The sequence below is a fragment of the Streptococcus sp. HMSC070B10 genome (assembly GCF_001808665.1).
Lineage (GTDB): Bacteria > Bacillota > Bacilli > Lactobacillales > Streptococcaceae > Streptococcus.
The window spans coordinates 330842-349129 of sequence record NZ_KV794152.1; the positions used below are offsets into that span (position 1 = coordinate 330842).

At 40.2% G+C, this 18288-nt stretch carries 16 protein-coding genes; 14 read left to right on the forward strand and 2 right to left on the reverse strand.

The features are described 5' to 3' along the window. Window positions 1–50: 50 nt before the first annotated feature. The 12 genes from trpX (at window position 51) to HMPREF2613_RS03305 (ending at window position 10490) form a co-directional block, all read left to right on the forward strand. Window positions 51–1046: a tryptophan ABC transporter substrate-binding protein gene (trpX, locus tag HMPREF2613_RS03250; protein ID WP_070478935.1), complete on the forward strand. Its 996-nt coding sequence runs from the start codon at window positions 51–53 to the stop codon at window positions 1044–1046. Window positions 1047–1121: 75 nt separating this feature from the next. Next, on the forward strand, window positions 1122–1988 hold the full coding sequence (locus HMPREF2613_RS03255) for an ABC transporter permease (RefSeq protein ID WP_070479385.1): 867 nt from the start codon (window positions 1122–1124) through the stop codon (window positions 1986–1988). After that, window positions 1985–2743 carry an ABC transporter ATP-binding protein gene (locus HMPREF2613_RS03260; protein ID WP_050262046.1) on the forward strand — a complete coding sequence of 253 codons (759 nt, stop codon included), beginning with the start codon at window positions 1985–1987 and terminating at the stop codon, window positions 2741–2743. The genes HMPREF2613_RS03255 and HMPREF2613_RS03260 overlap by 4 nt, the downstream gene beginning before the upstream one ends. Window positions 2744–2832: 89 nt before the next feature. Then, complete coding sequence (gene dnaG, locus HMPREF2613_RS03265) at window positions 2833–4593, forward strand: DNA primase (protein ID WP_070478939.1); 1761 nt, start codon at window positions 2833–2835, stop codon at window positions 4591–4593. 2 nt (window positions 4594–4595) lie between these two features. Further along, window positions 4596–5705: an RNA polymerase sigma factor RpoD gene (gene rpoD / locus HMPREF2613_RS03270; RefSeq protein WP_000201903.1), complete on the forward strand. Its 1110-nt coding sequence runs from the start codon at window positions 4596–4598 to the stop codon at window positions 5703–5705. A gap of 14 nt (window positions 5706–5719) precedes the next feature. Further along, on the forward strand, window positions 5720–6049 hold the full coding sequence (locus HMPREF2613_RS03275) for a metal-sulfur cluster assembly factor (protein WP_000331925.1): 330 nt from the start codon (window positions 5720–5722) through the stop codon (window positions 6047–6049). Between the two features lie 114 nt (window positions 6050–6163). Next, window positions 6164–7207 (forward strand): alpha-galactosylglucosyldiacylglycerol synthase, encoded by a 1044-nt coding sequence (cpoA, locus tag HMPREF2613_RS03280; RefSeq protein WP_070478941.1) that lies wholly within the window; start codon window positions 6164–6166, stop codon window positions 7205–7207. 15 nt (window positions 7208–7222) lie between these two features. Further along, complete coding sequence (locus HMPREF2613_RS03285; protein WP_070478943.1) at window positions 7223–8548, forward strand: glycosyltransferase family 4 protein; 1326 nt, start codon at window positions 7223–7225, stop codon at window positions 8546–8548. Between the two features lie 14 nt (window positions 8549–8562). Next, complete coding sequence (locus tag HMPREF2613_RS03290) at window positions 8563–8754, forward strand: PspC domain-containing protein (RefSeq protein ID WP_000744434.1); 192 nt, start codon at window positions 8563–8565, stop codon at window positions 8752–8754. A gap of 58 nt (window positions 8755–8812) precedes the next feature. Then, window positions 8813–8947: a DUF4044 domain-containing protein gene (locus tag HMPREF2613_RS03295; protein ID WP_000863852.1), complete on the forward strand. Its 135-nt coding sequence runs from the start codon at window positions 8813–8815 to the stop codon at window positions 8945–8947. Window positions 8948–9011: 64 nt separating this feature from the next. Further along, a complete protein-coding gene (obgE, locus tag HMPREF2613_RS03300; protein ID WP_070478946.1) occupies window positions 9012–10322 on the forward strand; it encodes a GTPase ObgE in 1311 nt (436 codons plus the stop codon). Window positions 10323–10331: 9 nt separating this feature from the next. Continuing rightward, on the forward strand, window positions 10332–10490 hold the full coding sequence (locus tag HMPREF2613_RS03305; RefSeq protein WP_001808548.1) for a hypothetical protein: 159 nt from the start codon (window positions 10332–10334) through the stop codon (window positions 10488–10490). Between the two features lie 43 nt (window positions 10491–10533). On the opposite strand, the gene HMPREF2613_RS03310 is transcribed toward HMPREF2613_RS03305, so the two are convergent. Continuing rightward, a complete protein-coding gene (locus tag HMPREF2613_RS03310) occupies window positions 10534–11004 on the reverse strand; it encodes an arginine repressor (protein WP_070478948.1) in 471 nt (156 codons plus the stop codon). Between the two features lie 468 nt (window positions 11005–11472). Next, window positions 11473–13755: a Xaa-Pro dipeptidyl-peptidase gene (locus HMPREF2613_RS03315; protein ID WP_070478950.1), complete on the reverse strand. Its 2283-nt coding sequence runs from the start codon at window positions 13753–13755 to the stop codon at window positions 11473–11475. Window positions 13756–14044: 289 nt separating this feature from the next. Between HMPREF2613_RS03315 and HMPREF2613_RS03320 the strand changes: the two genes are divergently transcribed. Both HMPREF2613_RS03320 and pfkA read left to right on the forward strand, forming a co-directional pair. After that, on the forward strand, window positions 14045–17146 hold the full coding sequence (locus tag HMPREF2613_RS03320) for a DNA polymerase III subunit alpha (RefSeq protein WP_070478952.1): 3102 nt from the start codon (window positions 14045–14047) through the stop codon (window positions 17144–17146). A gap of 81 nt (window positions 17147–17227) precedes the next feature. Beyond that, window positions 17228–18235 (forward strand): 6-phosphofructokinase, encoded by a 1008-nt coding sequence (gene pfkA / locus HMPREF2613_RS03325; protein ID WP_000820863.1) that lies wholly within the window; start codon window positions 17228–17230, stop codon window positions 18233–18235. Window positions 18236–18288: the final 53 nt, after the last annotated feature.

Below are 18288 nucleotides of genomic sequence, written 5' to 3' on the forward strand. Positions count from 1 at the left end.
GCTTGTTTAGATAAGTGAAGTGTTTTAAAGGAATAAAAAGGAGAAATAGAATGAAAAATAAACGTTTAATTGGAATTATCGCTGCATTAGCAGTCTTAGTAGCAGGAAGCTTGATTTACTCTTCAATGAATAAACCAGAAGCTAAGAATGAAAAGAAAGTTGCCAAAGTTGGTGTTCTTCAGTTTGTGAGCCATCCATCTCTTGACTTGATTTATAAAGGGATTAAAGATGGACTTGCAGAAGAAGGATATAAAGATGATCAAGTTAAAATCGACTTTATGAACTCAGAAGGTGACCAAAGTAAGGTTGCGACAATGAGTAAACAGTTGGTTGCAAATGGGAATGACCTTGTGGTTGGTATTGCTACACCAGCTGCTCAAGGTTTGGCTAGTGCTACAAAAGACCTACCGGTTATCATGGCCGCTATTACTGACCCAATCGGTGCTAACTTGGTCAAAGATTTGAAAAAACCAGGTGGCAACATTACAGGGGTGTCTGACCACAATCCAGCTCAACAACAAGTTGAACTCATCAAAGCTTTGACACCAAATGTGAAAACAATCGGAGCCCTTTACTCAAGCAGCGAAGACAATTCAAAAACTCAGGTAGAAGAATTTAAGGCTTATGCTGAAAAAGCAGGTTTGACAGTAGAAACATTTGCAGTTCCTTCAACAAATGAAATTGCTTCAACAGTTAACGTTATGACTAGCAAGGTTGATGCTATCTGGGTTCCAATCGATAACACTATTGCTTCAGCCTTCTCAACTGTTGTATCAAGCAACCAATCAGCTAAAAAACCAATCTACCCAAGCGCAACTGCCATGGTAGAAGCAGGTGGCTTGGCATCCGTTGTAGTTGATCAACATGATCTCGGTGTGGCAACAGGTAAAATGATTGCACAAGTTTTGAAAGGTGCAAAACCAGCTGATACTCCAGTCAATGTATTTTCAACTGGTAAGTCAGTAATTAACAAAAAATTGGCACAAGAATTAGGTATTACGATTCCTGAATCTGTTCTAAAAGAAGCAGGACAAGTGATTGAATAATCTAGAATGGAGGAGTTGGGGACATCTCCTCCAATTTTTTACAATAGAAATCATATAGAAAAGGTTAAGAAACAGATGATATTATCTATTATTTCTCAAGGATTTGTCTGGGCTATTCTAGGTCTGGGAATCTTTATGACATTTAGGATTTTGAACTTTCCAGATATGACGGCAGAAGGTTCCTTCCCTCTTGGGGGAGCTGTTGCTGTCACTCTGATAACCAAAGGCGTGAACCCTTTTTTAGCGACACTTGTTGCTGTAGGAGCAGGTTGTTTGGCTGGAATGGCAGCAGGACTTCTTTATACAAAAGGGAAAATCCCAACCTTGCTCTCAGGGATTTTGGTGATGACTTCTTGTCACTCTATCATGCTTTTGATTATGGGACGTGCGAATTTAGGCCTGCTTGGAACTAAGCAAATTCAGGATGTTTTGCCTTTTGATTCGGATTTGAATCAACTCTTGACAGGTCTCATCTTTGTCAGTCTTGTCATTGTTCTCATGCTCTTTTTCTTGGACACCAAACTCGGACAAGCCTATATTGCTACAGGTGACAATCCTGATATGGCTAGAAGTTTCGGGATTCATACTGGACGCATGGAGCTCATGGGCTTGGTCTTATCAAATGGTGTTATTGCCCTTGCAGGTGCCCTCATTGCCCAGCAAGAAGGCTATGCTGATGTGTCTCGAGGAATCGGGGTTATCGTTGTAGGTCTTGCAAGTTTGATTATTGGAGAAGTTATCTTCAAGAGTTTGAGCTTGGCAGAGCGTCTGGTTGCCATCGTTGTAGGTTCTATCGCTTATCAATTCTTAGTGTGGGCAGTTATTGCGCTTGGCTTTAATACAAGTTACCTTCGTTTGTACAGCGCTGTGATTTTAGCAGTCTGCCTCATGATTCCAACATTTAAGCAAACAATCTTGAAAGGAGCCAAGTTAAGCAAATGACAGCAATTGTAGAATTAAAAAATGCAACCAAAGTCGTTAAAAATGGCTTTGATGAAGAAAAGATTATTTTAAATGATGTTTCCTTAGAAATTTTTGAACAGGACTTTATCACGATTTTAGGTGGAAATGGTGCTGGGAAATCAACTCTCTTTAACACTATTGCAGGAACCTTGTCATTAACCAGTGGAACTATTCGTATCTTGGGTGAAGATGTTACTAAGTTTTCACCCGAGAAGCGTGCCAAGTATCTGTCTCGAGTTTTCCAAGATCCCAAGATGGGGACAGCTCCCCGTATGACGGTGGCTGAAAATCTTTTGATTGCCAAGTTTCGTGGTGAAAAGCGAGGACTGTTTCCGAGACGTCTGGCTAGCTATAAGGATGAGTTTCAGGCAACTATTGAAAAAGTGGGAAACGGTCTTGAGAAACACTTGAATACACCGATTGAGTTCTTATCAGGTGGACAAAGACAAGCCTTGAGTCTCTTGATGGCAACCTTGAAGCGTCCTGAATTACTCTTGTTAGATGAGCATACTGCAGCCCTTGATCCAAAGACCAGTGTGGCCTTGATGGAATTGACGGATGAATTTGTCAAGAATGATCAGCTGACAGCGCTTATGATTACTCATCATATGGAAGATGCTCTCAAATATGGCAATCGCTTGATTGTTATGAAGGAAGGTCGTATTATCCAAGATTTGACCCAAGAAGAAAAAGCAAAAATGAAAATCTCTGATTATTATCAACTCTTTGAATAAAGTAGGGAAAATGAGTGAAATGGTTTACTTTTTTTCTGAAATAAAGTATACTATATAAAGTAAACTATGATAACATGGAGGTATTGTGTATGGTTGACAAACAAGTCATTGAAGAAATCAAAAACAATGCCAACATTGTGGAAGTCATAGGAGATGTGATTTCTTTACAAAAGGCAGGACGGAACTATCTAGGGCTCTGTCCTTTTCATGGTGAAAAAACACCTTCTTTCAACGTTGTTGAGGATAAGCAGTTTTACCACTGTTTTGGTTGTGGGCGCTCAGGTGATGTCTTTAAGTTCATCGAGGAGTACCAAGGGGTTCCCTTTATGGAGGCTGTCCAAATCTTAGGTCAGCGTGTCGGGATAGAGGTGGAAAAACCGCTTTATAGTGAACAGAAGCCAGCTTCACCCCTCCAAGCTCTTTATGATATGCACGAAGATGCTGCCAAATTTTATCATGCTATTCTCATGACAACGACTATGGGGGAAGAGGCCAGAAACTACCTTTATCAGCGTGGTTTAACAGATGAAGTGCTAAAGCATTTTCGGATTGGTTTGGCACCTCCAGAACGAAACTATCTCTATCAACGTTTGTCTGGTCAGTATCGTGATGAGGATTTCCTAGATTCAGGACTGTTTTATCTCTCGGATGCTAATCAATTTGTAGATACCTTTCACAATCGGATTATGTTTCCCCTGACAAATGACCAGGGAAAGGTCATTGCCTTCTCAGGTCGTATCTGGCAGAAAACGGATTCACAAACTTCTAAGTATAAAAATAGCCGATCGACTGCAATTTTTAACAAAAGTTACGAATTATATCATATGGATAGGGCAAAAAAATCTTCTGGTAAAGCCAGTGAGATTTACCTCATGGAAGGGTTCATGGATGTTATTGCAGCCTATCGGGCTGGAATCGAAAATGCTGTGGCGTCTATGGGAACGGCCTTGAGTCGTGAGCATGTTGAGCATCTGAAAAGGTTAACCAAGAAGTTGGTTCTTGTTTACGATGGCGATAAGGCTGGGCAAGCTGCGACATTGAAAGCCTTGGATGAAATTGGCGATATGCCTGTGCAAATCGTTAGTATGCCTGATAACTTGGATCCAGATGAGTATCTACAAAAAAATGGACCAGAAGACTTGGCCTATCTGTTAACGAAAACTCGTATTAGTCCGATTGAGTTTTACATTCACCAGTACAAGCCTGAAAATAGTGAAAATCTGCAGGCTCAGATTGAGTTTATCGAAAAAATAGCTCCCTTGATTGTTCAAGAAAAGTCTATCACTGCTCAAAACAGCTATATTCATATTTTAGCTGACAGTCTGGCGTCCTTTGATTATGCCCAGATTGAGCAGATTGTGAATGAGAGTCGACAGGTACAAAGGCAGAATCGTATGGAAGGAATTTCCAGACCGACGCCAATCACCATGCCTGTTACAAAGCAGTTATCGGCTATTATGAGGGCAGAAGCCCATCTACTTTATCGAATGATGGAATCTCCTCTTATTTTGAATGATTACCGTTTGCGAGAAGATTTTGCATTTGACACACCTGAATTTCAGGTCTTATATGACTTGTTTGGTCAGTATGGCAATCTTCCTCCAGAAGTTTTAGCAGAACAGCCAGAGGAAGTTGAAAGAGCTTGGTATCAAGTCTTAGCTCAGGATTTGCCTGCTGAGATGTCTCCGCAGGAACTATGTGAAGTAGAGATGACTCGAAATAAGGCTCTCTTGAATCAGGACAATATGAGAATCAAAAAGAAGGTGCAGGAAGCTAGCCATGTAGGAGATACCGATACAGCCCTAGAAGAATTGGAACGTTTAATTTCCCAAAAGAGAAGAATGGAGTAATAATGGCAACAAAACAAAAAGAAGTAACAACATTTGACGTACAAGTAGCAGAATTTATCCGTAATCATAAACAAAAAGGGACAGCAACTGATGATGAAATCAATGCTAGTCTAGTTATTCCTTTTACCTTGGATGCTGATGGGATTGAAGATCTCTTGCAACGAATTCAGGATGCAGGGATTTCGATCACAGACAACGAAGGAAACCCAAGTGCGCGTGTTCTTAGCACTGAAGAAGAGCCAGAACTTAGCGATGAGGACTTGATTGGATCAACTTCTGCTAAGGTCAATGACCCTGTCCGTATGTACTTGAAAGAAATCGGGGTTGTTCCTCTTTTGACCAATGAAGAGGAAAAAGAATTGGCATTAGCAGTTGAAGCTGGTGATATCGAAGCCAAACAACGTCTTGCTGAAGCCAACCTTCGTTTGGTTGTTTCCATTGCCAAACGCTATGTTGGCCGTGGTATGCAGTTTCTTGACTTGATTCAAGAAGGAAACATGGGCTTGATGAAGGCGGTTGACAAGTTTGACTATTCTAAAGGGTTCAAGTTCTCAACTTACGCAACTTGGTGGATTCGTCAGGCTATCACTCGTGCTATTGCGGATCAAGCTCGTACCATCCGTATCCCAGTTCATATGGTTGAGACCATCAATAAATTGGTTCGTGAACAGCGTAATCTCCTTCAAGAATTGGGACAAGATCCAACACCAGAACAAATCGCTGAACGTATGGATATGACCCCTGACAAGGTTCGTGAAATCTTGAAGATTGCCCAAGAACCGGTATCCCTTGAAACTCCAATCGGTGAAGAGGATGATAGCCACCTTGGGGACTTTATCGAAGATGAAGTGATTGAAAATCCAGTGGACTATACAACTCGTATCGTCTTGCGTGAGCAGTTGGATGAGGTCTTGGATACTCTTACAGACCGTGAAGAAAATGTTTTGCGTCTGCGTTTTGGGCTAGATGATGGTAAAATGCGTACCCTTGAAGATGTTGGTAAAGTTTTTAACGTAACCCGTGAGCGTATCCGTCAGATTGAGGCTAAAGCTTTGAGAAAACTACGCCAACCAAGTCGCAGCAAACCGCTTCGTGATTTTATTGAAGACTAAGAGTGAGGATGAATATGGCTTATACAGAAGAGCAAATTGAAAACATCAAAACACGAATTTTATCAGCCTTGGAAGAAGTTATTGACCCTGAGTTGGGAATCGATATTGTCAATCTTGGTTTGATTTATGAGATTCGTTTTGACGGAGATACAGGGCAAACAGAGATTGATATGACTTTGACAACTATGGGTTGTCCCCTGGCAGATCTTTTGACAGACCAGATTTATGATGCTATGACCGAGGTGCCCGAAGTGACTGATACTGAGGTCAAATTAGTCTGGTATCCAGCCTGGACAGTTGAAAAAATGAGTCGCTATGCCCGCATTGCCCTAGGCATTAAGTAAACATATAAAAGTATGTGAGAGATTATTGGAAAAGCAAGGAAATTTCCCCTCTTTTCCTCTAGTCTCTCCTTTCTTTTGCTGATTTTATTCAAAGAAAATGATATAATAGTAGTTATGGAAAAAAAGAAATTACGCATCAATATGTTGAGTTCAAGTGAGAAAGTAGCAGGACAAGGAGTTTCAGGTGCCTACCGTGAATTAGTTCGTCTTCTTCACCGTGATGCTAAGGACCAATTGATTGTTACAGAAAATCTACCAATTGAGGCAGATGTAACTCACTTTCATACGATTGATTTCCCCTATTATTTATCTACATTCCAAAAGAAACGCTCAGGAAGGAAAATTGGCTATGTGCATTTCTTGCCTGATACACTTGAGGGGAGTTTGAAAATTCCATTTTTCTTAAAGGGAATTGTTAAACGCTATGTATTTTCTTTTTACAACCGGATGGAGCACTTGGTTGTGGTCAATCCGATGTTTATTGAGGATTTGGTAGCAGCTGGTATTCCACGTGAAAAAGTGACCTATATTCCTAACTTTGTAAACAAGGAAAAATGGCATCCCCTTCCACAAGAAGAGGTAGCGAGACTGCGAACAGATTTAGGTCTTAGTGAAAATCAGTTTATCGTAGTAGGTGCTGGGCAAGTTCAGAAACGTAAAGGGATTGATGACTTTATCCGTCTGGCTGAGGAATTGCCTCAAATTACCTTTATCTGGGCGGGTGGTTTCTCTTTTGGTGGCATGACAGATGGCTATGAACGCTACAAAAAAATTATGGAAAATCCCCCTAAAAATTTGATTTTTCCAGGTATTGTATCGCCAGAGCAGATGCGTGAATTGTATGTCCTAGCGGACCTTTTCTTGTTGCCTAGTTACAATGAGCTCTTTCCTATGACTATTTTAGAAGCTGCGAGTTGTGAAGCTCCGATTATGTTGCGTGATTTGGATCTCTATAAGGTAATTTTGGAGGGAAATTATCGAGCGACAGCAGATAGAGAAGAGATGAAAGAAGCTATTCTGGAATATCAAGCAAATCCTGCTGCTTTAAAAGAACTTAAAGAAAAAGCTAAGAATATTTCCAGAGAGTATTCTGAAGAGCATCTGTTACAAATCTGGTTGGACTTTTATGAGAAACAAGCCGCTTTAGGGAGAAAGTAAAAAGTGAGGTAATCTATGCGAATTGGTTTATTTACAGATACCTATTTTCCTCAGGTTTCAGGTGTTGCGACCAGTATTCGAACCTTGAAAACAGAACTTGAAAAGCAAGGGCACGCTGTTTTTATCTTTACGACGACAGATAAGGATGTCAATCGTTATGAAGATTGGCAAATTATCCGGATTCCAAGTGTTCCTTTTTTTGCTTTTAAGGATCGTCGATTTGCCTACCGAGGTTTCAGCAAGGCACTTGAAATTGCCAAACAGTATCAGCTAGATATTATTCATACCCAGACAGAATTTTCTCTTGGCTTGTTGGGGATTTGGATTGCGCGTGAATTGAAGATTCCAGTCATCCATACTTATCACACCCAGTACGAAGACTATGTGCATTATATTGCTAAGGGGATGCTGATTCGTCCGAGTATGGTCAAGTACTTGGTCAGAGGTTTCTTACATGATGTGGATGGGGTTATTTGCCCGAGTGAGATTGTTCGTGACTTGCTATCTGACTATAAGGTCAAGGTTGAAAAACGGGTCATTCCAACTGGGATTGAATTAGCCAAGTTTGAGCGTCCAGAAATCAAGCAGGAAAATTTGATAGAACTGCGTAGTAAACTAGGGATTCAAGATGATGAAAAGATGTTGCTTAGTCTTTCCAGAATTTCTTATGAAAAAAATATTCAAGCAGTTTTAGCAGCCTTTGCAGAAGTTCTGAAAGAAGAAGACAAGGTCAAACTGGTGGTAGCTGGGGACGGTCCTTATTTGGATGACCTCAAAGAGCAAGCCAAGAAACTAGAGATTCAAGACACAGTCATCTTTACTGGCATGATTGCTCCTAGTGAGACGGCTCTTTATTATAAGGCGGCGGATTTCTTCATTTCAGCATCGACAAGTGAGACGCAAGGTTTGACCTACTTGGAAAGCTTGGCTAGTGGGACGCCTGTCATTGCACATGGAAATCCTTATCTGGACAATCTTATCAGTGATAAAATGTTTGGAACCCTGTACTATGGGGAACATGATTTGGCTGGAGCTATTTTAGAAGCCCTGATCGCAACGCCAGATATGGATGAGCATACCTTATCAGAGAAATTGTACGAGATTTCAGCTGAGAACTTTGGAAAACGAGTGCATGAGTTTTATCTGGATGCCATTATTTCAAATAACTTCCAGAAAGATTTAGCAAAAGATGATACGGTCAGTCAGCGTATCTTTAAGACAGTTTTGTATCTACCGCAACAGGTGGTTGCTGTGCCTGTAAAAGGCTCTAGACGAATGCTGAGGGCTTCAAAAACACAGTTAATCAGCATCAGAGATTATTGGAAAGACCATGAAGAATAGAAAGAGGAATAGCTATGAAAAAACAATTGATGAGAAGTGGAAGTGATCAAAAAATTGCTGGAGTATGTGCTGGGGTCGCAAATTATTTTGATATTGATCCGACTATTGTTCGTGTAATATGGGGTGTTCTTGCATTTTGTTATGGGGCAGGAATTGTAGCTTATATCATTTTATGGATTATTGCGCCGGTAGCAAGTGACTATTGAAAACTAGCTGAATTCATGCTAAGATAATAGAAAATAGAATGTAACGAAGGAGATAAAAATGGCATTTGGAGATAATGGAAAACGTAAAAAAACTATGTTTGAGAAATTAACCTTGCTTATCGTACTTATCATGTTAGTAGCAAGTATTTTGGGTATTTTTGCAACTGCAATTGGTGCCCTCAGTAATCTATAAAATAGATTCAAGAAAATTTTGTGACTGGGATTTCCCAGCCCTTTTTTAAAGTGAGAAGAAAAAAATGAGTATGTTTTTAGATACAGCCAAGATCAAGGTCAAGGCTGGTAATGGTGGCGATGGTATGGTTGCCTTTCGCCGTGAAAAATATGTCCCTAATGGCGGTCCTTGGGGTGGTGACGGTGGTCGTGGAGGTAATGTAGTCTTCGTTGTAGACGAAGGTCTACGTACTCTCATGGATTTCCGCTATAATCGCCATTTCAAGGCTGATTCTGGTGAGAAAGGAATGACCAAAGGGATGCATGGTCGTGGTGCTGAGGACCTTAGAGTTCGAGTACCACAAGGTACGACTGTGCGTGATGCGGAGACTGGCAAGGTTTTGACAGATTTGATTGAACACGGTCAAGAATTTATCGTTGCCCACGGTGGTCGTGGTGGACGTGGAAATATTCGTTTCGCGACACCAAAAAATCCTGCACCAGAAATCTCTGAAAATGGAGAACCAGGTCAGGAACGTGAGTTACAATTGGAACTAAAAATCTTGGCTGATGTTGGTTTAGTTGGATTCCCATCTGTTGGGAAATCAACACTTTTAAGTGTTATTACCTCAGCTAAACCTAAAATTGGTGCCTACCACTTTACGACTATTGTTCCAAATTTGGGAATGGTTCGTACCCAATCGGGTGAATCCTTTGCAGTGGCGGATCTACCAGGTTTGATTGAAGGTGCTAGTCAAGGTGTTGGTTTGGGAACTCAGTTCCTCCGTCACATCGAGCGTACACGTGTCATCCTTCACATCATTGATATGTCAGCTAGCGAAGGACGTGATCCATATGAGGACTATCTAGCTATCAATAAAGAGCTGGAATCATACAATCTTCGCCTCATGGAGCGTCCACAGATTATCGTAGCCAACAAGATGGACATGCCTGAAAGTCAGGAAAATCTTGCAGAATTTAAGAAAAAATTGGCTGAAAACTACGATGAATTTGAAGACTTACCAGCTATCTTCCCAATTTCTGGTTTGACCAAGCAAGGTCTGGCAACGCTTTTGGATGCTACAGCTGAATTGCTAGACAAGACACCAGAATTCTTGCTCTACGACGAGTCAGATATGGAAGAAGAAGCTTACTATGGATTTGACGAGGAAGAAAAAGCCTTTGAAATTAGTCGTGATGACGATGCGACATGGGTACTTTCTGGTGAAAAACTCATGAAACTCTTCAATATGACCAACTTTGATCGTGACGAATCAGTCATGAAATTTGCCCGTCAATTACGTGGTATGGGGGTTGATGAAGCCCTTCGTGCGCGTGGTGCTAAAGATGGGGATTTGGTCCGCATTGGTAAATTTGAGTTTGAATTTGTAGACTAGGAGACTGATATGGGAGATAAACCGATATCTTTCCGAGATGCGGATGGTAATTTCGTTTCTGCCGCAGATGTTTGGAATGAAAAGAAATTGGAAGAACTATTTAATCGTCTCAATCCAAATCGTGCTCTGAGATTAGCACGAACTAAAAAAGAAAATCCATCTCAGTAAAGAATATAACAAAATTCCGTGCCACATCAGACACGGAATTTTCTTATTCTTCAAAGAAAAATGGTGGAGCGAATTTTTTCAGTTCTTCAAAGCATCTTTGAGCAGCTTCTGCATCTTCGCAGATGACAAGGCAGACATCATCACCACAGAGAGTAGCGATAGCGTCAGAGAAACTTAATGCATCAATGATAGAACCAAAGGATTGCGCAAGTCCAGGAAGGGTTTTAAGGAGGACTTGGTGTTGAACGGGACGCATCAAGACAAGAGCATCTTCCATGTAAATTTCAAGACGTTTTTCCCATTTTGCGATAGAACCTGTATTGAGCACGTAGTAAGAGTTGTCTTCTTCTCGTACTTTTGAGAGGTTCATGCTTTTAATATCTCTTGAAAGTGTAGCTTGTGTAACTTGGATGTCGTTATCAGCAAGAAGAGCTTGTAGCTCAGCTTGAGTATGAATCTTGTTTTTCGTTACAAGAGCTCGTATGAGTTGGTGTCGGTGTTCAGATTTATTCATAAAATGTTACTCCTTGTACTAGGTACAGAAAGCGTGGACTGAGCGAGAATGTCAGTCGGGTGGTAAGCGGTATTGTCACGTATGATGATTTCAAAGTCAGTAGTATAGGACTAAATGGAGAGTGTCTCATCCTTTTAACTTGTCACTAGTTAAAAGGATGAATTGGAGGTTAATCCGTTCATCTATATTGCTGTTCTTTATTGATAGTGAATCATTTACTTAGGGTAGCTTTTTGTCACGGCTTCTTGTGAATATACGATTAATGTTAATTCACAGAGATTTTCCAACATGTAGTGTGGTAGCGAGTGTTATAAATGGTTACACATGTTGGTTAGATTCATAGTATCTTTTGTCAAAGGTCCAGTTTTAGCTACGTCATAGGTCTAGACTAGGATTGAATTTGATACTAAGTTTATGTGTAGTTTAACAGTTCAAGTGGAAATAGTTTCATCTTAAAAGTCTGGTACATTATACCTTTTGACAAGGTAGGATAAGACTAGACTGTTCAAGATCGACAGTCAGGTGGTAAGCGGTATTGTCACGGATTGTGATTTCAAAGTCAGTAGTATAGAGGACTAAACGAAGAGTATCTCCTTCTTTTAGCTTGTAAATAGTTGGCTGCAGTTCAAATTGGATATCCATCCATTCATCTGCAGTAATATCCTCTACCGACAGTAAATCATTTCTATTTTGTAAGTTGAGATAGCCTTTTGTCACGACGCGTTGTGCATTTTCGCGAAAAGGCAATTCGTTGAGATTTTCCAACATATGGTAGCGACCGTTGTCAATGGTTCTAGCACTTAAAACAGCTGGATAAGGTTGTAGGTATTTCTTTTGTCCAAATTCTAGCAGTTGGGCAGATAAGACCCCCTTATTTGTACTGGATTTGATACGAAGATTGAGCTGAGCGCGACCGTTCAGGTGGAGATCCTTGGTCACAGGAAGGTCGATAGTGATTTGATTGGCTTTCGCTTGATAGAGTTCCGTATTGAAGGTCTGGTATGTCTTACCATAACGCTCAAAATCCTTATCTAAATACTGGTTTTGAATAACTTGCTCTTCTTGACCAAGTGAGAAGGTTTCAAAGTTCTCTTGCTCTCCGAAGGTATCAAGTGATAACCAAGTCTGAGGAGCTGTATTGTCCTGCCAGATAACAGTCGGAAGCTGATAATCTGTTTCCTGTCCCAATAATTTCTTAGTCAGTAAGGCATTCATGGATTCGCGGAAGTCAATGGACTGCCAGTTGTTCATATAAACATGAGCGCCATTATGGAAAAAGAGATGCTTATTTATATAAGCAGGAAGGGCATGGAACATCTGGTAAACATGAAGTGGTTTGACATTCCAATCCTGAGACCCATGGGTAAAGACAACCTCTGCTTTTACCTTATGGGCATTGAGTAGATAATTACGGTCATGCCAAAACTGATTGTAGTCACCAGACTTGCGATCCAGTTGCTCTTTTACTTTTTCTAAGTCAGCTTGGTGAGCTTCGTTCCCACGAATATAGTCACCAGCCAAGAGATTACGAGAGTAGGTTAGTTCAGCAAGGGAGTCAAAGTCCTCACCTGGATAACCACCTGGGCTAGTTACTAGACCGTTTTCACGGTAGTAGTTGTACCACGAAGAAATACCAGCCTCGGCAATGATAACTTCTAAACCATCGACACCTGTAGTCGAAAGACCATTGGATATGGTACCTAGATAAGAAAGTCCAGTTGTGGTTACTTTTCCGTTTGACCAGTCAGCCTTGACTTGACGCTGGCGCGTGTGATCAGTAAAGGCACGGCAACGACCATTGAGCCAATCAATGACATTTTTATAAGCCTCTATTTGCTGGTAGTCCCCGTTAGTCATGAAACCTGTAGAGTCTTTGGTACCGACACCTGAGACATAAAGATTGGCAAAACCTCGTGGAAGGAAGTAGTCGTTGAGAGTATAGCTAGCGTTGATGTGCGTTAGCTTTTCCTCAGCTTCTGACACAAGCTCAGCTTGACCTTGGGGTTGGACGAGATTGAGTTGAGGTTCTTTAAGCTCAATCTTGTGAGTAGGTTTGACCTCAAGCTCACCCTCCATCTTGTAGAGAGCCTTATCACTAGCCTTGTCATTGGTTCCCTGATGGTAGGGGCTGGCTGTCATGATAGCAGGGATTTTTCCATCATAACGAGGACGAATAATGCTGACCTTGACTAAGTCTGGAAGCCCTTTTCGGTCAGTATCGACACGAGTCTCAACGTAAACGACTTCGCGAATGGCATCATGGCTAGAAAAGGTAGCCAAACTCTTGCCGTTAAAGTAGTGATAGTCATTATCCTCAGGAATCAGGCCGTCACTGACAAGTTGGTCGATAAGAGTATTTCCCTTTTTGGTGCGAGTATTGAGTAACTGATAGAAATTTTCAATCAAGTCACCATATACAATGGGAAAACCAGTCTCTTTACGAAAAACATCACTGTCTTCAAAGTCAACCAAGTAAGAAAAACCTAAAAGTTGAAAAGCCACAGTATAGAAAATATCAGCAGTCAACTCTTTATCTGATTGAAAAAATGTCAATAAGTCAGTTTCCTTATCAACTGCTAAACTGGATAGGGGATAGGAGCTATCTTTGTAATTAAAAAAGAAACGAATAAGAAACGCTTCAAGCATTTTTTTATTTGTGATGTTGACTGGTAAATCAAATCCATACTTTTTTAATTCAAAGATAATTGTATCTCTAGGTAGCGCAAAATAGCTGAATTGATTAAAACGCATAAAAGCCTCCTACTTATGAAATATATTACAGTTATTATATCAAAAAATAGAGAGAAAAGATACTATAAAAATTAATAGAAACTATAATAAATAAAAATAAGTATTTATAAAATAAACATGTGAAATGATAAGCTTAAATACAAAAATATTAGTGGTGCTGTTGTAAATCAGGCAAGGATTGTCTAATTAACTATGATTTGAGCTATTAGATATTAAAGCATCAGTAATAGTAATAGAAATTTTAAGAAAATGGTATAATATAGTGAGAACGATAGAGGAGAAGTGTAAATTGATCGCACAACTAGATACAAAAACAGTCTATAGTTTTATGGAGAGTGTCATTTCAATCGACAAGTATGTGAGAGTAGCAAAAGACTATGGCTACACTCATCTGGCTATGATGGATATTGACAATCTTTACGGGGCTTTCGATTTTCTAGAGGTTACAAAAAAATACGGCATTCATCCTTTGTTAGGGCTTGAAATGAATGTGCTTGTAGATGATAAGGATGTGAATTTGCGCTTTTTAGCTTTATCTAGTGTGGGCTATCAGCAGTTGATGAAACTATCAACATCCAAGATGCAGGGGGAGAAAGATTGGACAGTTTTATCTCAGTATCTAGAGGATATTGCGGTAATTGTGCCTTATTTTGATGGACTGGAGTCGCTCAATATAGGCTGTGATTACTATATAGGGGTTTACCCAGAGACACTGGCCAGAGAATTTCATCATCCAATTTTGCCACTTTATCGGGTCAATACATTTGAAAGTAAGGATAGAGAAGTTCTTCAAGTATTAGCAGCGATTAAAGAAAATCTACCGCTCAGAGAAGTTCCTTTGCGTTCTAGACAAGATGTTTTTATGTCAGCAAGTTCTTTAGAGAAACTATTCCAAGAGCGTTTTCCTCAAGCCTTGGAAAACTTAGAAAAGCTTATTTCAGGTATTTCTTATGACTTGGATACTAGTCTGAAACTGCCTCGCTTTAATCCTGCTAGACCAGCAGTAGAAGAATTAAGAGAACGTGCTGAATTGGGGCTTGCTCAGAAGGGGTTAACTGGTAAAGAATATCAAGACCGTCTAGACCAAGAATTGGCTGTTATTCATGATATGGGCTTTGATGATTATTTCTTGGTTGTTTGGGATTTATTGCGTTTTGGACGTTCGAATGGCTATTATATGGGAATGGGACGAGGTTCCGCAGTTGGTAGCTTGGTTTCCTATGCTCTAGACATTACAGGGATTGACCCAGTTCAGAAAAATCTGATTTTTGAACGTTTCCTCAATCGTGAACGCTATACCATGCCTGATATTGATATTGATATTCCTGATATTTATCGTCCAGATTTTATCAGATATGTTGGTAATAAATATGGTAGTAAACATGCGGCTCAAATCGTTACCTTTTCTACTTTTGGTGCTAAGCAAGCTCTGCGAGATGTTTTAAAACGTTTTGGTGTGCCAGAGTATGAATTATCTGCAATTACCAAGAAAATCAGTTTTCGTGATAATCTCAAGTCGGCCTATGAGGGTAATCTTCAGTTTCGTCAGCAAATCAATAGTAAGCTAGAATATCAAAAAGCCTTTGAAATTGCTTGCAGGATAGAGGGCTATCCAAGACAAACCTCTGTCCATGCGGCTGGTGTTGTAATCAGTGACCAAGATTTGACCAACTACATTCCTCTAAAACATGGTGACGAAATTCCGCTGACTCAGTATGATGCTCATGGAGTTGAATCTAGCGGGCTATTGAAAATGGACTTTCTGGGACTGCGAAATTTGACCTTTGTCCAGAAGATGCAAGAATTGCTTGCTGAATCAGAAGGTATTCACCTTAAAATTGAAGAAATTGATTTGGAAGACAAAGAAACGTTAGCTTTATTTGCCTCTGGCAATACAAAAGGTATCTTTCAATTTGAGCAACCTGGTGCCATTCGCTTGCTCAAACGTGTGCAACCAGTCTGTTTTGAAGATGTCGTAGCAACTACTTCTCTAAATCGACCAGGTGCCAGTGACTACATCAATAATTTTGTGGCAAGAAAGCATGGGCAGGAAGAAGTGACTGTTCTGGATCCAGTACTGGAGGATATTTTGGCTCCAACCTACGGCATCATGCTCTATCAGGAGCAGGTTATGCAGGTTGCTCAGAGATTTGCTGGATTTAGCCTCGGAAAAGCCGATATTTTACGTCGGGCTATGGGGAAAAAAGATGCCTTTGCCATGCATGAAATGAGGGAATCCTTTATTCAAGGATCATTAGATGCTGGTCATACTAGGGAAAAGGCAGAGCAGGTCTTTGATGTTATGGAGAAGTTTGCAGGTTATGGATTTAACCGATCTCACGCCTATGCTTACTCAGCCTTGGCCTTCCAGTTGGCCTATTTCAAAACACATTATCCAGCCATTTTTTATCAAGTCATGTTGAATTCTGCCAACAGTGATTATGTAACAGATGCCTTAGAAGCAGGTTTTGAAGTAGCCCCATTGTCCATTAATACTATTCCCTATCACGATAAAATTGCCAACAAATCTATCTATCTAGGTTTGAAATCGATTAAGGGGCTCAGCAAGGATTTGGCACTTTGGATTATCGAACATAGACCTTATTCTAACATTGAAGATTTTATAGCTAAACTACCTGAGAATTATTTGAAACTTCCCTTGCTGGAACCTTTGGTAAAAGTTGGTCTTTTCGATTCATTTGAAAAAAATCGCCAAAAAGTATTTAATAATTTAGGTAATCTATTTGAATTTGTGAAAGAGTTAGGAAGCTTATTTGGAGAGAGCATTTATAGTTGGCAAGATTTGGAGGACTGGACGGAGCAAGAAAAATTCTACATGGAACAAGAGCTTCTAGGAGTAGGAGTCAGCAAACATCCACTACAAGCTATTGCAAATAAGGCTATTTATCCGATTACTCCTATTAGTAATTTATCAGAAAATAGCTATGCTATTATCTTGGTTGAGGTTCAGAAGATAAAAGTAATTCGTACCAAAAAAGGTGAAAATATGGCTTTCTTACAGGTGGATGACAGTAAGAAAAAATTGGATGTTACGCTCTTTTCAGATTTATATCGACAGGTTGGACAGGAAGTAAGAGAAGGAGCTTTCTACTATATAAAAGGAAAAATCCAGTTACGAGATGGCCGTCTGCAAATGATTGCACAAGAAATAAGAGAAGCAGTAGCTGAGCGTTTTTGGATTCAGTTGAAAAATCATGACTCAGATCAAGAAATTTCGAGAATTTTAGATCAATATAAAGGCCCAATCCCAGTCATCATCAGGTATGAAGAGGAACAGAGAACGATTGTTTCTCCCAATCATTTTGTAGTTAAATCCACTGAATTAGAAGCGAAATTAGGTGGAATCGTTATGAAAACGATTTATCGCTAAAATTACGGAAAATAGAAGAATTTTCCATTTAAATGTGATATAATCAGTAAGAATGTTAAAAGAAAAAGGAGCATAACCAATATGAAACGTATTGCTGTTTTGACTAGTGGTGGAGACGCCCCTGGTATGAACGCTGCTATCCGTGCAGTTGTTCGTCAAGCAATTTCAGAAGGAATGGAAGTATTTGGTATCTATGATGGATATGCTGGTATGGTTGCTGGTGAAATTCATCCCCTAGATGCGGCTTCAGTAGGAGACATCATTTCTCGTGGTGGTACTTTCCTTCACTCTGCTCGTTACCCAGAGTTCGCTCAACTTGAAGGGCAACTTAAAGGGATTGAGCAATTGAAAAAACACGGAATTGAAGGTGTAGTTGTTATCGGTGGTGACGGATCTTACCACGGTGCTATGCGTTTGACTGAACATGGATTCCCAGCTATCGGTCTTCCTGGTACAATCGATAACGATATTGTTGGTACTGACTTCACAATCGGTTTTGACACAGCGGTTACTACTGCTATGGATGCTATCGATAAGATTCGTGATACATCATCAAGTCACCGTCGTACATTTGTTATCGAAGTTATGGGACGTAACGCAGGTGATATCGCTCTTTGGGCTGGTATTGCAACTGGTGCTGATGAAATCATCATTCCTGAAGAAGGATTCAAGATTGAAGATATCGTAGAAAGCATTAAATGTGGATACGAGTGTGGTAAAAAACACAATATCATCGTCTTGGCAGAAGGTGTGATGTCAGCAGCTGAATTTGGTCAAAAACTTAAAGAAGCTGGAGATACAAGCGACCTTCGTGTGACAGAACTTGGACATATTCAACGTGGTGGTTCTCCAACTGCGCGTGACCGTGTTTTGGCATCACGTATGGGTGCACATGCCGTTAAACTTCTTAAAGAAGGTATCGGTGGTGTTGCGGTTGGTATCCGTAACGAAAAAATGGTTGAAAACCCAATTCTTGGAACTGCAGAAGAAGGAGCATTGTTTAGCCTTACTGCAGATGGTAAGATTGTGGTTAACAACCCACATAAAGCTGACCTTGAGCTATCTAGCTTGAATAAGAGCTTATCATAATTTATAATTTAGTTAATAAGACCAAAAAGGTCATATATAAAGGAGTCACAAAA

What these genes read in the sequence shown, in the direction of transcription:
- rpoD (WP_000201903.1), top strand. Translation starts at nt 4,596, where the DNA reads ATGGCAACAAAACAAAAAGAAGTAACAACATTTGACGTACAAGTAGCA.
- HMPREF2613_RS03290 (WP_000744434.1), top strand. Translation starts at nt 8,563, where the DNA reads ATGAAAAAACAATTGATGAGAAGTGGAAGTGATCAAAAAATTGCTGGA.
- obgE (WP_070478946.1), top strand. Translation starts at nt 9,012, where the DNA reads ATGAGTATGTTTTTAGATACAGCCAAGATCAAGGTCAAGGCTGGTAAT.
- HMPREF2613_RS03260 (WP_050262046.1), top strand. Translation starts at nt 1,985, where the DNA reads ATGACAGCAATTGTAGAATTAAAAAATGCAACCAAAGTCGTTAAAAAT.
- HMPREF2613_RS03315 (WP_070478950.1), bottom strand. Translation starts at nt 13,755, where the DNA reads ATGCGTTTTAATCAATTCAGCTATTTTGCGCTACCTAGAGATACAATT.
- dnaG (WP_070478939.1), top strand. Translation starts at nt 2,833, where the DNA reads ATGGTTGACAAACAAGTCATTGAAGAAATCAAAAACAATGCCAACATT.
- HMPREF2613_RS03310 (WP_070478948.1), bottom strand. Translation starts at nt 11,004, where the DNA reads ATGAATAAATCTGAACACCGACACCAACTCATACGAGCTCTTGTAACG.
- HMPREF2613_RS03305 (WP_001808548.1), top strand. Translation starts at nt 10,332, where the DNA reads ATGGGAGATAAACCGATATCTTTCCGAGATGCGGATGGTAATTTCGTT.
- HMPREF2613_RS03285 (WP_070478943.1), top strand. Translation starts at nt 7,223, where the DNA reads ATGCGAATTGGTTTATTTACAGATACCTATTTTCCTCAGGTTTCAGGT.
- pfkA (WP_000820863.1), top strand. Translation starts at nt 17,228, where the DNA reads ATGAAACGTATTGCTGTTTTGACTAGTGGTGGAGACGCCCCTGGTATG.
- cpoA (WP_070478941.1), top strand. Translation starts at nt 6,164, where the DNA reads ATGGAAAAAAAGAAATTACGCATCAATATGTTGAGTTCAAGTGAGAAA.
- HMPREF2613_RS03295 (WP_000863852.1), top strand. Translation starts at nt 8,813, where the DNA reads ATGGCATTTGGAGATAATGGAAAACGTAAAAAAACTATGTTTGAGAAA.
- HMPREF2613_RS03275 (WP_000331925.1), top strand. Translation starts at nt 5,720, where the DNA reads ATGGCTTATACAGAAGAGCAAATTGAAAACATCAAAACACGAATTTTA.
- trpX (WP_070478935.1), top strand. Translation starts at nt 51, where the DNA reads ATGAAAAATAAACGTTTAATTGGAATTATCGCTGCATTAGCAGTCTTA.
- HMPREF2613_RS03255 (WP_070479385.1), top strand. Translation starts at nt 1,122, where the DNA reads ATGATATTATCTATTATTTCTCAAGGATTTGTCTGGGCTATTCTAGGT.